Here is a 14,116-nt window from a genome sequence, read left to right on the forward strand (position 1 = left end):
GAATGTCACCTACCTGCGGGAATCCACAGGGGTGATGCGTTGCGTCAGTTCTCGCGCGCACTTCTAGATTTCCGTGATCTCGACCTTTTACACACCGCGCCTCTACAGTACGCCCCGCCGCCTGGTCCCCCGCCGGGTTGGCACCCCCTACACAGCGCTGGAGGCGCTCAACATGAAGAATCTCATCGGTACGGTCATTGTCGCCGCGACGATGCTGGCGGGCACGGAGGCCGCCGCGGCCAACTACACGCTGTGGATTCATGGCCGCAACGGCGGCACGACGCAGGCCGGCAACTACAACGATTTCAGCTATTGGGGTTCGGCGAGCGTCGCGGCGGGCGTGAACAAGAAGGCCGTCAACTGGGACGGCCGTGAGCGCATCGGCTCGCAGAACTACCGCATCCGCGACGCGCTGGACTGCTTCTGCACCGGCAGCAACTGGTGCTACGTCGCCGCGCACAGCGCGGGGAACCTCCAGATTGGCTACGCGCTGTCGATGTACGGCGGCTCGGTGCGTCAGGTGAAGAACGCCTCGCCCAACGCCAGCGGCGTGTGTGGCAACGCCAGCGGCGGCGCGACGCAGACGGGCTGGAACATCCGCTGGGTGAACGTCGCCTCGGGCGCGGGTGGCGGCAGCGAGCTGGCCGACATCGGCGAGTGGGCGGTGAACGAGCCGCTGGTGAGTGACTTGCGCACCACCACCGCGCGCTCCATGTACAACCACAACACCACGCGCAACGTGTGGTTCTACATGTTCGCGGCCGCCAAGGGCACGCTGTACTCCTTCGTGCTCCCGGGCCAGGACGATGAGGCGGTGGCGTACCACTCGACGGGCGGCGTGTCGGGCAGCGCGGGCAGCTCGCAGTGCAACGGCGGCGACTGGTTCTGCGGCGCCACCCTGAACCTGGGCACGGCCGCGAGCAGCGACGGGCGCGCGAAGTGGAGCTTCCACACGCTGGAGCTGCGCGACGACGGTGAGGCGTACAACCACTACGCCGGAGGCAACTGGGGTGGCATCATCGCTCCGGTTCGCCAGGACGTGGTCACCTACGCGTACTGAGCCCCTTCCACCGCAAGAAGCGACATGACTCCGACTGGCACCGTCTCCGTTCCCGCGTCCCGTGCGCGCCGCGCCTTGTGGGCCATTCCCCTCATCCCGCTGGTGCTGGGGGGCATGGGGTGGTGGTGGATGGACGCAGGTGCCGGCTCGGAGCCCTCTGGCGAGGACGGCGCGTGGCAGTCGTCCTCGCTGTCCGCGATGCCCGGCCCGGCGCCGCGGAAGTCGGGAGGCGGCATGGGCCCGCCGGCGGGGAGCGTGCCGGGCGTGGCCGTGCAGGACCCGGCTCGCGGGCCGGAGGAAGCGGAGCGGGCCGCGCGGCGCCAGCTGTGGGAGCAGCGGCTGGCGCGCGCGAAGCAGACGCTGGAGTCGTACATGAAGGCGACGCGCTATCCGCCGGAGTCGCGTCCCGCCAGTGAGCACCCGGACCAGATGGAGATGGCTGAGCCGGAGCGCACGCGCCCGCTGAACAAGGACGGCTCCGACATCCAGCTCCGGCTGAAGCAGGACCGCGTCTTCGTCGTCGGCGACGAGGTGGTGCACTTCTTCGTCGGCTGCGAGGACGCGCACCGCGTGCCCAGGCCCTGTCAGGTGGTGTCCGCCTCCGCGCACGAGGCCGAGCACATGCCCGGCGCGGGTGGCATGCCGGCGGTCCCCCTCCTCTTCTCCGACGACGGCGCCGCGGGCGACGCGCTCTCCGGAGACGGCACCTTCACCGGGCGCTTCCAGCCGTCGAAGCAGGGGTTCCCCATCTATTCAGGCACGCTGCGCGTGGACGTGCAGGTGCGCTCGGGGGGCGCGGAGGGCACCGCGTTCTTCGACATCATGTACACGCCGTCGCCTCCGGCGCTCTTCACCGGCCGGGTGCGGGAGGTGCTGGAGCAAGGCTCGCTTCAGCTCTACCTGGGGATTCAGGTCCAGAAGGCCGGACGGTACGTGGTGGCGGGCCGCGTGGATGACGAGAGCGGCATGCCCTTCGCGCACGTGTCCTTCAACGAGGAGCTGACGCGCGGCGAGCAGGAGGTGAAGCTCACCATCGCCGGCAACCTGGTGCTGGACGAAGTGCCCACCTTCCCCCTGAAGCTGCGCGACGTGGAGGGCTTCCTCCTCAAGGAGCGGGGGGACCCGGACCGGGAGCTGATGACGAGCTTGCGCGGGTACGTACACACCACGAATGACTATCCCGCAGCGTCCTTCTCCCCCGCGGAGTGGCAGAGCGAGGAGCGGCGGCGCTATCTGGACGAGCTGCACCGGGACGTCATCGATGCGCAGGCGCACCTCGACGACATCGGCCTGGAAGACGCGCCGCCCAGGCCGTGAGTGGCTCAGTCCCGCGGGTTCTCGGGCGCCGGCGCCTCGGCGGCGTCGGGGTTCGCCTCGGGCCGTAGCTCCGGCTCCAACGCCTCCGCGACCACTTCCACGCCCTGTGCGGCGAAGGTGGCGGCCACCGGCGCGCTGGCCGCCGCGGGGTTTGCGGAGAGGGAGCCCAGGACGCCCGCCACGGCGGCATCGTCCAGGGACGGCTCCTCCGGTGGCAGCAGGTCCAAGTCATTCGGGTCCGCGAGGAACTCATCCGGGCCCGCGGGGCTGATGGCCGGGTCCAGCGCCTGCCGCACGGCGAACTGCTGGCCGTAGGTGGCCGCGTAGGCGCTGCCCAGCGCGAAGCCCGCGGGCGCATCATCCACGCGCGCGTCACCGGCCGCGGCCGTCGTCAGGTCGGCGGGCGCGGCGTCGATGCCCGCGGCCTCGGTCGCGAAGTTCACCGGCGCGCTGGAGCTGGCGGCCGAAGCGTCATCGGCGCCAGCCGTGAAGAGGGCGTCTTCCGCGGCGTGCAGTCTCGGGGCCTCCTCGAAGATGTCCTCGAGTCCCAGCTCCAGCGGCGGCTCCAGGTCGGCCGCGGCGCCGGGGCCATTCAGCATGAACAGCACGTCCTCCGCTTCCATGGGCGTGGGCGCGGTGGAGGTGTCCCGGTTCTGCAGCTCCCACGCGGCGGCTTCCGGCGAGAGCAGGTCACTGCCCATGTCCTGGGTGCTGGCGCCTCGGAAGGAAGGCGGCCGGTGTGCCGCGCCACTCACGGACTCACGGGGCGCGCCGAGCGCGGTGGGGAGCTGCGAGCCCAGCAGCTGCGAATACCGCGGCGGGGCCGCTTCGAAGGAGCTCTCGCCAGCGAACACGCGCAGGTGCTCGGGCGCCTCCGCGTCCAGCGCGTCCACGTCCACACCCGCCAGCCTCGGCGCATGCGCGGCGAGCGACGTGTCCAGGTCATCCACCTCCGCCTGGAACTCGCTCTCATCGGCATAGCCACGCCGCACCGCGGGAATCGGCTGCAGCGGCTCGCGGGGCGTGAGCGGCGACACCGACTCCACGTTCGTGTCGAGCCGGGCGCGGGAGATGGCGCTGGAGATGCTCGCGGTGATGCGGCGGATGGACGACATCAAAGGCTCCCTGCGGCGCACACTCCGGGCCGCATCGGAATTGTCGCCTCATCACCGGAGAAGTTGCCAGGGAACGGGCCCGGGGGCCGGGCGGAGGTGTGGGGTCGCGACCCCACGCTCTGGGGGCTGTTGACGGGTGGAGGGCACTTGCAGCGTCTGCCAGTGGACGGGTGAGGGGTGGTTGTCAGGGCCCCGTGGCACTCCCTTCCCAGGAATCCCCAGAACCGGAGTATCCGTTCCATGCGTCCGTCGGGGGGAAGGACGCTGGCCTCCCACTTGCTGGTGGAAGGCCCGAGGAGGCAGTCATGAGAATGGACAGCGCGGGACAGACCCACATCGGTCGGCGGCAGCACAACGAGGATGCGTTCTGCGTCGCGCCGGAGCTGGGGCTGTTCGTCGTGGCGGATGGGCTGGGCGGACAAGAGGGGGGCGAAGTCGCCAGCCGGTGTGTCGTGGACACCTTCGTGGGCTTTGGCCTGCGCCTGGGACAGGACCGGGATTCGACGTGGCCCGCGGTGCCGGACCCGCGCCGCAGCCGTGAAGAGAACCTGCTGGCGGCGTGCTCGGCGCTGGCGCAGCGCAACCTCCAGGCGCAGCGCGTGGGCCGGCTGCGGGAGATGGCGTCCACCGTGGTGGCGTTGGCGGTGAGCGAGCACGGCGCGGCCGTGGCGCACGTGGGCGACAGCCGCCTGTACCGGCTGCGTGCCGGCAAGCTGGAGCCGCTCACGCGCGACCACTCGCTCATCGAGGAGCTCCGGGACGCGGGCATGGAGCCGCCGAAAGGCTCGGGCAACCTGCGTCACCTCATCACCCGCGCGCTGGGCACGGAGAACGCGGAGCCCACCGTGCAGCGGCTGTGGGCGGAGCCGGGCGACGTGTTCCTGCTGTGTTCGGACGGCCTCTACGAGCCGCTGGGGACGGAGGGCTTGATGAAGCGCCTGATGATGTCCTCCGCGCGCGACGTCTGTGACGCGCTGGTCGCGGACGCCTACGAGGCGGGCGGCAAGGACAACATCACCGCGGTGGTGCTGCGCGTCGCGGAGGCGTGAGGCGCGTCAGAAGCCAACGCCGAAGGAGAGGCTGGCGGAGGGCAGCCACGTGTTCGCGGGCTGGATGAGCTCGGGAGCGTGGGGCAGCCACGCCAGGCTGAAGTTGAAGTCGCCCACCAGCTCGAAGCCCGCGGCCAGCGGGTGGAGGAAGCGCAGCCCGAGTCCCCCCTCGGGCCCCGTCGTGGCCACGCGGCGCCGGTCGGTCCCCTTGAATTGGAACCCTGGGTCGTCGCGGCCCACCTGCGCCTCCGCGAAGCCCCCGGCGAGGAAGGGCTGGAAGGTGCCCCAGCGCTCCACGTCGAAGCTGGCCAGCCGCAGCTTGGCGCGGAAGTGCGCCACCTCCGGCTCGGGGTCGCCGTGCAGGAACCCACTGCCGGTGCCACAGCTCTCCAGGGACAGGAAGGCCACGGGGGACAACTCCAGGCACAGCTCCGGCCGGCCATTACCGTTCGCAGTGGAGCCCCCCACGCGCAGGTTGCCGAAGTTGCGCGCCGCGCGAGGTGGCTCGGCCTTCGCGCGTGCCTCTCCGGCGGCCTCCTCCGCGCGCAGTCCGCCAGGCGTGAGGGCAAGCAGGGCCAGGGCGGCTGGAATGGAGGGCGAGCGCATGCCCTGCACGCAACCGCGCCGCTTCCACGCCCGTCAATGCAACGCCAGGGTGAGTGTCTTTGACCCCGCATGTGTCGACGACAAAGACGTAGGCGCACGACCTCGGTGTAGGTCTCGCTTTGTGTCTCACGAGACAGGCCTCCGGGTCATTCCTGCCACCTGTTGTTCCTCGCTCAACAGCAGGGCGCTATCGCGGTAGGCTGGCCGTCCCCCCACTGGGTCCCCCCGCCCATCCCCTGGCCTTGTAGCGAATGACGCACAGCCTTGCCGCGCGCCTGACCGCAGCGCTCTCTCTTGTCATCCTCTGTCTCTCCACGTTGAGCGTCGCGCTCACGGGCGTGTCGCTGCGGACGTGGTCGCACGAAGCCGTCACGTCCCGTCTGGCGCAAGACGAAGCCGCGTGGAGCCGCGTCCTGTCCCAGGAGGTGAAATCGCTGACGGCCCTGGCCCGGGTCGCCGCGGCGAGCACGTCCTTGCGGACAGTGCTGTCGAGCGGCCCCGGGGTCGGGGAGCATCTCGAGCCCTCGCTGCGTGGGCAGCAGTCGCTCCTGGGCGTGGACCTGCTGCTCGCGGTGGACACCGAGGCGGGCGTGCGCGTGGGCACGCCACCCGGTGCGCTGTCGGGGATGGAGGCTTTGGTGAAGGAGGGCGGCGCGCGCATCCTCCTGGTGGATGCGGTGCCCTATCAGGCCGTGGCGCAGCCCGTGACGACGACCGAGGGCCGCACCGTGGGGTACGTGGTGGTGGGGCGGGCCCTGGGCGAGGTGGAGCTCCAGGCGCTGCGTGACGAGCGCGGCGTGGAGGGCGTGTTGACCGTGAGCGGGGAGCCGGTGGCGCACGCGCTGAGCGCGGTGCCTGACGAGGCCTTGCTCGCGGCGCTGGAGGGGAAGGGCCGGCCGGACGAGGTGTCGGTGAAGGGCGTGTCGTTGCAGCTGCGCCGGGTGGAGATGGGGGCGGGCGTGGAGCTGCTGCTCACGCGTGACGGCGGGAAGGAAGCGGAGCGGTTCCGCGCGTCGATGCTGCTCGTGGTGCTGCTGGGCATCATCGTCACGGCGGCGGCGGGCACTGCCATCTTCCTGCTGGTGCGGCGGATGATGGAGCCGCTGCGTGAGCTGACCGTGGCCACCACGCGGGTGGTGTCGGAGGGCGACTTCCGGGGCGCGCTGGAGGTGCGCTCGAAGGATGAGATTGGCCAGCTCGCCGGTTCGTTCTCGGAGTTGATGTCGCAGCTGCGCGAGCTGTTGATGGCGCTGCGCCATTCGGCCGAGCAGCTCGAGACAGCGTCCACCCAACTCACCGAGTCCGCGTCCGTCCAGAACGAGGCGGTGTCGCAGCAGGCGGTGGCGCTGCATGAGACGCAGCTGGCGGCGCAGCAGCTCCAGGAGGCCTCGCGCGCGGCGGCGCGGCGCGTGGATGTCATCCTGAAGGAGGCGGACAAGGCCAGTGGCTTTGGCGAGGCGGGCGAGGCCGCGGTGTCCGGAAGCGTGGGCGGGCTTACGCACATCCGGTCGCACGTGGAGCAGATTGGCCGCACCGTCGCGGAGCTGCACCAGCGCACGCGGCAGGTGGGCGACATCACCCGCACGGTGAAGGACCTGGCGGACCAGTCGAACGTGCTGGCGCTCAATGCCTCCATCGAGGCGGCGCGCAGCGGTGACTCGGGCCGCTCCTTCGCGGTGGTGGCACGGCAGATGCGGTCGCTGGCGGACCAGTCCGCGGGGGCGACCACGCGCGTGCAGTCCATCCTGAGTGATATCGGCCGGGCCATCTCTCAGACGGTGAGCACGAGTGAGGGCGGGGCGCGCGAGGTGGAAGGTGGCCTGGAGCAGGTGCGCGCGGCGGGCGAGAGCCTGCGCTCGCTGGCGGGCATCATCCAGAGCAACGGCAAGACGGTGCGCAGCATCGCCGATGCCGTGAGCCAGCAGGACGCGGGCATCGCGGAGCTGTTCGCCGCGCTCAGCTCGATGGCCGACCTGGCGGACCAGATTGTCGACCGGATGGCCGCGAGCGAGCAGTCCGCCATCCAGCTCTCCGCGGCGTCCGCCGAGCTGAGCGCCATCGTCGGCCGGTACCAGCTCTAGCGCGTTTATCGGCCGGTGGCCCGCGCCTGCGCCGCCGCGCCCGTGGGCTTCGTCTGGCCCGAGCGCGCGTTGCCGCCGCCCGCGCTCACCCAGCCGCTGGAGGCAGGCTCATCGGGCGCCGTCAGGTCGAAGGCGCGGATGCTCATCCGCTGCGTCCAGTCATTGCTCGCATCCCAGTTCGTCCAGGCCCCCAGCACCACGCGTCCCCGGTGCAGCGCGGGCGGGGTGATGTACGGCGCCTTTCCCAGCAGCGCGCAGGCGGACAGCTCGTTCCCATCCGGGTCCAGCTCCCGCAGGAACGAACCGAACGCGGCGTCATCACCGGCGCAGGCGTGCTCGCCGCACGTCTCGTCCACCGGCCGGTCCACCAGCAGCAGCGAGCCACGCTGGGTGAGGAGCGGTGACATCGGCCAGGTGCCCACGGCCCGGTGCCAGCGCACCGCTCCGCTCGAGGGGTCCAGCCCATAGAGGAACGTGCCACCCGGATGCGTGGTGGTGGGGCAGCCCTCGCTGGCGCACCGCATGTCTGGCAGGACGAGGAGCCGGTCCGCCTGCATCGCCGCGCGGCCGTAGGTCGAGCTGGAGCGGCCCAGCGAGTAATAGAAGGACTGCGCGGAAGCAGTCGCCAGCGTGGCGATGGGCGCTCCCGTGGCCGCGTCCGCCAGCTCCGCGCGGCCCAGCATCAACGTCCCGCCGTCCACGGCCGAGGGCTCGAGCACGCCCGCGCGCTCCGTCCGCCAGCGGAGGTGCCCATCCGCCGCGTACGAGAAGAGCTCTGTCCGCTGCTCCAGGACGTCCGAGGCGCCGCCATAGACGCTGCCCTCCGTATCCACCACCAGCGGAGCATGGACGGGCGGCACGGGCGCCCTCCACGCCACCGCGCCCGTGTCCGCGTGCACCGCGACGAGCAGGTCCTCTGCGCCCACGTCTCCAAACGTGTCGTGCACCAGCGCAACGAGATAGGGCGGGCTGAGCACGAGCGATTCGATGCGAAGCGCATGGTGCGCCCGCGGGTCCTCGTCCTTCACGGCCCCCAGCGACACGCTCCAGCGCTCTTGTCCGGTGGCGCTGTCCCGCGCTGAGAGCAGGGCGAGCCGGCCCGTGACGAAGAGCTGTCCCTGTGCCACCGTGTGAACGCCCCAGGCGCCAGGGGGCGGAAGGTCGCGCCGGTAGCGCTCAATCCCCTCAGCCGTGACGGAGACGAGCTGACACGCCAATTGGCTCGGGTCCTTGTCCACCCAATAGCTGCTCTCGCACTCCGTCCAGTAGGTGTGCCCGTCCGAGTCCATGGTCCCCCGGAAGTCCACCGTGAGGTTCCACGCGGCGTCGTAGCTCCACGCGAGTCGCGCCGTGCCCTCCGGTCCGGAGCACGCCGCTGAGGTCGCCGGGGGCGGCACCTGCGGCTCCGGCGTGGGCGCCTGCGGAGCGGGCAGCTCCCCACCGGGGCTGGGCGTTGGCGTCACCTCCGTGGGGGGCTCCACGGTGGGCGCCGCGCCGTCCTCCACGGACGACGAACAGCCCACCCACAGACACGCGCCCAGCACCAAGCTTCGCAGTCCACTCACGCCCGCCTCCCGATTGCCGGCCACCGCGCGGCCTGGCGCCGAGGTGGCCAGCCACAGTGGGGATGGGATTCCCGCTGCGCAACACACCCGGCCACGGGTGGCGGCCGGGCAGGCAGTCAGGCGGAATGGGAGTGAAGTCTCAGCCTGGCTCGCCGCCGTCGATGGCGTACGCCGTGCCGGTGATGCCGCCCGCCGCGTCCGACGCGAGGAACAGGCACAGGGCGGCGACTTCCTCCGGCGTGATGATGCGGCCCATGGCGTTCATGGACGCCAGGGCCTCGCGCGCCTGCTCCGCGCTGCGGCCCGTGGAGGCGCTGATGGCCGAGGTCGCGCCGGCGAACATGTCCGTCTCCACCCAGCCCGGATTCACGATGTTCACCGTGACCTGCTTCTTCGCGTACTCCACCGCGAGCGCGCGCGTCAGGCCCAGCAGCGCATGCTTCGACGCGCAATACGCGGACGTGTACTTCACGCCTCGCACCGCGGCCATGGAGCCGATGTTGATGACGCGTCCACCGCCCGCCTGGGCCATGGCTGGCATCAGCTCGCGGCAGAGGAGGAAGGGCGCCGTCACGTTGACGGCCATGACGCGGGCCAGGTCCTCGGTGCGCGTCTTCGTCAGGGGCGCGGAGACGGTGATTCCCGCGTTGTTCACGAGCACGCGAGGAGGCCCCTCGGCGAGGATGCGCTGGCTCGCGGCGACCAGCGCCGCTTCGTCGGCCACGTCCACCGCGAGCGGCCGGATGCGCTCGCCGCCTTCCTGCCGGAGCGACTCCAGCGCCTCCGTCGAACGCGCCAGGGCCCACACGTCATGGCCCGCCTTCGCGAAAGCGAGCGCCACCGCGCGGCCAATGCCGCGGCTGGCGCCCGTTACCACCACCGTCTTGGAGGTTGTCGTCATGAGGACAGCCTAGCGCCGGGCCCTCACGCTGGCAGTAAGACGCGCCAAGGCCGCGTGGCGCTGAACGCCACGGGCCTCATCGCCACCCTCCCCAGGTCCACGAGGGAAGAGGAGGGTGGGAAGACGCGGGTGTCCGGCTCAGCCGTCCTGGGCTTCGTCGCCGCTGGCCTTCGGCTCGGCCGGGGCTTCGGACGCGGTCTCGGCCGGGGCCTCGGACGCGCCTTCGGGCTCGGCAGAGGCCTCGGACGCGCCTTCGGGCTCGTCGGACAGCTCGGGCGCGGTGCCCGCCGCCTCGGCGGCCTGCTGGGCCTTGAGCTCCTCGTCGTTCATGAAGCCGACGGGGTTCTCCTTGCGGTTGAAGAAGCGCACCGACTTCTTCGACAGCGCGAACATCTGCTCCGCCGCCGACGCAGGCACCAGCGAGTGCTCGATTTGCGCGGGCTCGGGGCGCTCCACCACGCCCAGCTCGCCCTCCTCGAGCTGCTTCGCCTGCGCCGGGCTCAGCTCCAGCCTGCGCAGCTTGCCCTTGCGGGTCATGAAGTAGAACGTCGTCTCACCCGCCTCGACGGGCACCTGGGAGCCCAGCACCAGCTCGCGCAGGGCGCGGTCCAGCTCCACCTGCCGCTTGGACTCGGCGCGCTGGTAGGCCTTGGAGCCCGGCATGGGGGGCAGCTTGGGGATGGCCCGCTCCGGCGCCGCCGCGGCCGGCCGCCCGTGCTGGGGACCTCCGCCGTGCCGGGGGGGGCCCCCGAAGCCGCCGCCGGGACGTCCGCCGCCCTCACGACGGCCGGCGTCACGGCCGCCACTCGGACGGCCTCCACCCTCGCCTCGGGGTGGGCCGCCTTGTGTCCGGTTGTCATCACGGCGGGGAGGCGGACGGTTGCCGCCTGAACGGCCGCCCTCCTGGGGTCCGGGCCGCCGGGCTTCCGCCTGGCTGGGCTTCGTCTCCACCTTCTTGGCCTCTGCCTCGGTGACGAGGCCCGCCTTCAATAGCTTGTCGCGCAGGTTCTGCATGAGTTGGGCGTTCTATCCCTTGCACGGCCGCACGCAAGCCACTGCTTGCCGCTCGTGTATGCCCCACGTAACTTGCCGGCCCTGTCGTACCCTCCCGGAGGAGTCGTGAGCCGTCTGAAGAAGTCCGCCTTCACCCTCGCCGTGGCGCTGGCCGCCGCCGGCTGCTCGGACCCGGTCGACAAGGCGGCCAAGGCACGCATCTTCTCGCCGGAGGACCCGCCCAAGGTGGTGGCGTCCGCGAAGGAGAATCTGCCCCCCGAGGACGTGGCGGACAACCCCCAGGTGGCGCGCCGCATCCTGGGCATGGACGCCGCCGAGGTGACCGAGCGTCTGGGCCCCCACCGCTACCAGGCGACGCTGGGGTACGAGTGGACCTCCGAGGCCTCCATCCCCGTGAAGCTCACCGAGACGCGCACCTTCCACGCCGGTCCGGGCGGGGTCAGCGGGGACTTCCACGGCGTGCTGGAGAACTCCCGGGACCAGGGCCTGGAGGTGATGCGGGTGGCGGGGCAGGTGTTCGCCCGCAACCGGTACGGCCCCTTCCGCCAGCGCCTGCGCGACCGCGGCATGGCCGAGCGCACCCGCGCGGAGCTGACAGGCGCCATCCGCGACTTCGACAGCCTCTTCCAGGGGCGCATCAAGCTGACCCCCGAGGGCACCGTCACCCATGAGGGCCGCACGGCCTGGCGCTACGTGGTGACGCTGGCCCCCGCCGCCCAGGCGGACGCGTCCCGGCCCTTGCCGCCCATGCCGCAGGTCAAGAAGGGCGGCGCGGACGAGACGACGGTCCGCCGGGCCAACTTCTTCGCCCACCGCCTGCCGCGCTCGCTGGACGGCGAGGTGCTGGTGGACTCCGCCACCTCCGTGGTCCTCAAGGCCCGGCTGGACGGGCGCATGGGCGTGCCCGGGGACAAGACGCCCGAGGCGGCCGAGCTGCGCCTGACGCTGGAGGCCGCCCTCTCCGAGGTAGGCAAGGACCCACGGCTCCAGCCGCCCGAGGACTTCCTCCCGGACGCGGACAAGCCCCAGGGCATCGCGGACGCGCTCGACACCTTCGGTATCCAGCGCAAGAAGCCCACGGACTCGGACGAGGCCAGCCCGGCGGCGGCCCCGGAGCCCGAGGACGAAGAGGGCACCTGACGGGGTTCCGGCGTCCTTTCGGGCGCTGTTTCCCGGTGAACGGCTGGCCGGGACTCCGGGGTATCCCGGACGGGGGTGGAGGGGTCGGCGCTACATCCCGGCAGCGGGATGTTGGAAGAAAATTTGCGCTGACCCTTGCGTCCTCTAGAATCCTCGACGGTTGCGGCCCGGACGCGTCCGACATGCTCGGATGTTCAGCGGGGCTTCACAGCAAGGGAGCGGCGATGGAGCGCAAGGTCGGAAGTAGCACGGTGACGGCCAAGGAGGTCAAAGCGGCGCTGGAGAAGACGCGTACGCTGTCGGCCGAAGAGGAGAAGGTTCTGCGCATGCGCCACGGTGCTGGCGCTTCCAGCACCCGTGCACCGCTGCCCCGTGCCGCCGGTGACAACCAGGAGCTGGGCGACGAGCTGCTCCTCATCGAGATGCAGCTGATGAAGGCGATGCGCGCTCGCGCGGGTGCCAAGCCCGTGGCCACCGCCAGCAGCAAGCCCGTCGCCGCCACGCGCGCGCGGGATGCCGCCGCCAACCCCACCAAGGACAAGATTGTCCGGGCGCTCCGCAAGAAGAAGTAGTCGTCTCGCGGGTATCCCCTAGCGGTTGAGGATGGCCACGAGGCGCTCCCCGGCCTCGGGCAACGCCAACGGCGTGCCCGACGTCTCCGTGGCCAGTCCTTCCGCATCGTCAGTGCCCCCACGCGCGTACAGCCCCTTCAACCAGGCGGCTGCCATGGGGTTCCGCCAGTAGTCCTCGTTGAACCGCTCCGTGAGGCGCGCGGTGAGCTGGGTCTCCAGGGCCCAGGACCGCAGGTAGTGCGCCACGTAGAGCTGCGGGTCCACGTCGTGGAGGAAGAAGCCGTGGTGGGGCTCGACGAAGAGCGCGTGGCGCTGCCCGTCGGCGTATTCGTCCGCGCGTTCCGTGGAGGCGCCCCGCTGCGTCAGGGACAGCTCGTAGGTCAACCTGGCCGCGTGACGCCGCAGCAGCGTGAGGGCCTGGAAGGCGGCCAGCCGCACCGTGTCCCGCGCGGCCAGGGTGGGCAGTCCCAGGTAGCGCTTGAGCCATTCGGGGGACAGGAGCAGCCGCTCGAAGACGGCGGCGTGGGCCTCCGTCACGGACGCGTCGCCCAGCCGGCGCAGCTCCATGGGCAGCGTGTCGGAGACGTGGGCGCGGTGCTGCGCGTGGCCCATCTCATGGAGCAGGCCGGCCAGCCCGTCGATGCCGCCGCGAGGCTGGAGCACCAGGCGGATGTCCTCCGGCACGCGCACCACGGCGACGAAGGGGCGCGGTGACTTGCCGGGCCGGGCCTCGTCGTCGATGCGGATGCGGCCTCCGGCGTTGGGCGTCAGGCCCCACTCGCCCAGCCAGCGCGCCACGGCGGGGAAGGCGTCCTCGCGCCGGAAGAAGCCGTCCATCCACGGGGCCTGGAGCGCGGCCTGCAAGTCATGCCTGCGGGCCTCTCCGCCGGGCAGCGGACGCAGCAGCGGGTCCACCTTCTTGAGGACGTAGGCGAGCACGTCGCGGTAGGCGTCCTCCGTGCGCGCGAGCAGCTTCGCGGCGGACTCGGCCAGCCTTGCGAAGTCGATGCCGGTGACGTCCTGGCGCAGGGCGGCGTAGCTCTTCGCGCCCAGCTGCTCCGCGGTGTGCAGGGCCGCGTCGCGCCGGTCGCCGTAACGGGTGCGGTGCTGCCAGAGGAACTCGCCGGTGGCGCGCTCCAGCAGGGCGCGGCGGCCTCGGGCGGGCTCGTGGGGAATGCGGCCCAGCGCCTCGCCGAAGGCGTAGGTCTGGTCGTCCACCATCAGCCGGGCCTGGGCCTCCAGCGAGGCAATGGCCTCCACGTGACGGGCGGCGAGCGCGTCCTCGACGTGCGAGGCCACCAGCTCGCGCACCAGCCGGATGCGGCGGACGGTGAGGGGCTCGTTCTTCGACTGGGCCTTGGCGAGCGCCTCGTTGGCGGCGGCGAAGGTGTCCGGAGACGACAGCTCGGGGAAGGAGGCGAGGAGCTGGCTGGGGGAGACCTCCAGCGCGAGCCCGGCGCCGTGCCGGTAGTGCAGCGTGGCGAGCTCGGCGAGGAAGTCGTCCAGCCGCGTACGGACGGAGTGCAGGGGACGGTCCATGGGGGCGCGGAAGGTAACAGGAAGCGGGCGGCGCGAAAGGGCGATGCGCGCGTAGAGTGCCGCCGCATGACATCTGCGGTGGACACAGGGCTGGGGGCCGGCGTGCCGGAGCGGGCGGCGCACGGCGCGGGCGCATGCGCTGGGGTTGTCGGCCCGG

12 protein-coding genes are annotated in these 14,116 nt (G+C 71.6%); 6 read left to right on the forward strand and 6 right to left on the reverse strand.

The features are described from left to right. Window positions 1-172: 172 nt before the first annotated feature. Window positions 173-1,060: a hypothetical protein gene (locus HV826_RS06240; RefSeq protein ID WP_176416089.1), complete on the forward strand. Its 888-nt coding sequence runs from the start codon at window positions 173-175 to the stop codon at window positions 1,058-1,060. 24 nt (window positions 1,061-1,084) lie between these two features. After that, complete coding sequence (locus HV826_RS06245) at window positions 1,085-2,377, forward strand: choice-of-anchor X domain-containing protein (protein ID WP_176416090.1); 1,293 nt, start codon at window positions 1,085-1,087, stop codon at window positions 2,375-2,377. Window positions 2,378-2,382: 5 nt separating this feature from the next. Here HV826_RS06245 and HV826_RS06250 read toward each other — a convergent pair whose 3' ends face one another. After that, window positions 2,383-3,492, reverse strand: a complete 1,110-nt coding sequence (locus HV826_RS06250; protein WP_176416091.1) for a hypothetical protein — start codon at window positions 3,490-3,492, stop codon at window positions 2,383-2,385. A 305-nt stretch (window positions 3,493-3,797) separates the two neighbouring features. Here HV826_RS06250 and HV826_RS06255 point away from each other — a divergent pair, with 305 nt between their 5' ends. Next, on the forward strand, window positions 3,798-4,541 hold the full coding sequence (locus HV826_RS06255) for a PP2C family serine/threonine-protein phosphatase (RefSeq protein ID WP_176416092.1): 744 nt from the start codon (window positions 3,798-3,800) through the stop codon (window positions 4,539-4,541). A gap of 6 nt (window positions 4,542-4,547) precedes the next feature. Here the strand turns inward: HV826_RS06255 and HV826_RS06260 are convergent, their stop codons facing one another. Continuing rightward, on the reverse strand, window positions 4,548-5,147 hold the full coding sequence (locus HV826_RS06260; protein WP_176416093.1) for a hypothetical protein: 600 nt from the start codon (window positions 5,145-5,147) through the stop codon (window positions 4,548-4,550). A gap of 251 nt (window positions 5,148-5,398) precedes the next feature. Between HV826_RS06260 and HV826_RS06265 the strand changes: the two genes are divergently transcribed. After that, complete coding sequence (locus HV826_RS06265) at window positions 5,399-7,228, forward strand: methyl-accepting chemotaxis protein (protein WP_176416094.1); 1,830 nt, start codon at window positions 5,399-5,401, stop codon at window positions 7,226-7,228. A 5-nt stretch (window positions 7,229-7,233) separates the two neighbouring features. On the opposite strand, the gene HV826_RS06270 is transcribed toward HV826_RS06265, so the two are convergent. The 3 genes from HV826_RS06270 to HV826_RS06280 form a co-directional block, all read right to left on the reverse strand. Continuing rightward, window positions 7,234-8,793, reverse strand: coding sequence for a PQQ-binding-like beta-propeller repeat protein (locus HV826_RS06270; protein ID WP_368670849.1), 1,560 nt, complete (start codon window positions 8,791-8,793; stop codon window positions 7,234-7,236). Window positions 8,794-8,932: 139 nt separating this feature from the next. After that, entirely contained in the window at window positions 8,933-9,694 is a 762-nt protein-coding gene (locus HV826_RS06275) for an SDR family NAD(P)-dependent oxidoreductase (RefSeq protein ID WP_176416096.1), read from the reverse strand. Window positions 9,695-9,832: 138 nt separating this feature from the next. Further along, window positions 9,833-10,708: a DUF2058 family protein gene (locus HV826_RS06280; protein WP_176416097.1), complete on the reverse strand. Its 876-nt coding sequence runs from the start codon at window positions 10,706-10,708 to the stop codon at window positions 9,833-9,835. Between the two features lie 105 nt (window positions 10,709-10,813). Here HV826_RS06280 and HV826_RS06285 point away from each other — a divergent pair, with 105 nt between their 5' ends. Both HV826_RS06285 and HV826_RS06290 read left to right on the forward strand, forming a co-directional pair. Continuing rightward, window positions 10,814-11,848 carry a hypothetical protein gene (locus HV826_RS06285; protein WP_176416098.1) on the forward strand — a complete coding sequence of 345 codons (1,035 nt, stop codon included), beginning with the start codon at window positions 10,814-10,816 and terminating at the stop codon, window positions 11,846-11,848. Window positions 11,849-12,072: 224 nt separating this feature from the next. Further along, a complete protein-coding gene (locus tag HV826_RS06290; protein ID WP_163787377.1) occupies window positions 12,073-12,420 on the forward strand; it encodes a hypothetical protein in 348 nt (115 codons plus the stop codon). Between the two features lie 18 nt (window positions 12,421-12,438). Here the strand turns inward: HV826_RS06290 and HV826_RS06295 are convergent, their stop codons facing one another. Further along, window positions 12,439-13,959 (reverse strand): peptidase M3, encoded by a 1,521-nt coding sequence (locus HV826_RS06295; RefSeq protein WP_176416099.1) that lies wholly within the window; start codon window positions 13,957-13,959, stop codon window positions 12,439-12,441. Window positions 13,960-14,116 lie beyond the last annotated feature (157 nt).

It is taken from the genome of Myxococcus sp. AM010 (genome assembly GCF_013372585.1).
In the GTDB taxonomy this organism is placed as follows: Bacteria; Myxococcota; Myxococcia; order Myxococcales; family Myxococcaceae; genus Myxococcus; species Myxococcus vastator.

What these genes read in the sequence shown, in the direction of transcription:
- HV826_RS06295 (WP_176416099.1), bottom strand. Translation starts at nt 13,959, where the DNA reads ATGGACCGTCCCCTGCACTCCGTCCGTACGCGGCTGGACGACTTCCTC.
- HV826_RS06280 (WP_176416097.1), bottom strand. Translation starts at nt 10,708, where the DNA reads ATGCAGAACCTGCGCGACAAGCTATTGAAGGCGGGCCTCGTCACCGAG.
- HV826_RS06245 (WP_176416090.1), top strand. Translation starts at nt 1,085, where the DNA reads ATGACTCCGACTGGCACCGTCTCCGTTCCCGCGTCCCGTGCGCGCCGC.
- HV826_RS06255 (WP_176416092.1), top strand. Translation starts at nt 3,798, where the DNA reads ATGAGAATGGACAGCGCGGGACAGACCCACATCGGTCGGCGGCAGCAC.
- HV826_RS06265 (WP_176416094.1), top strand. Translation starts at nt 5,399, where the DNA reads ATGACGCACAGCCTTGCCGCGCGCCTGACCGCAGCGCTCTCTCTTGTC.
- HV826_RS06260 (WP_176416093.1), bottom strand. Translation starts at nt 5,147, where the DNA reads ATGCGCTCGCCCTCCATTCCAGCCGCCCTGGCCCTGCTTGCCCTCACG.
- HV826_RS06275 (WP_176416096.1), bottom strand. Translation starts at nt 9,694, where the DNA reads ATGACGACAACCTCCAAGACGGTGGTGGTAACGGGCGCCAGCCGCGGC.
- HV826_RS06250 (WP_176416091.1), bottom strand. Translation starts at nt 3,492, where the DNA reads ATGTCGTCCATCCGCCGCATCACCGCGAGCATCTCCAGCGCCATCTCC.
- HV826_RS06290 (WP_163787377.1), top strand. Translation starts at nt 12,073, where the DNA reads ATGGAGCGCAAGGTCGGAAGTAGCACGGTGACGGCCAAGGAGGTCAAA.
- HV826_RS06240 (WP_176416089.1), top strand. Translation starts at nt 173, where the DNA reads ATGAAGAATCTCATCGGTACGGTCATTGTCGCCGCGACGATGCTGGCG.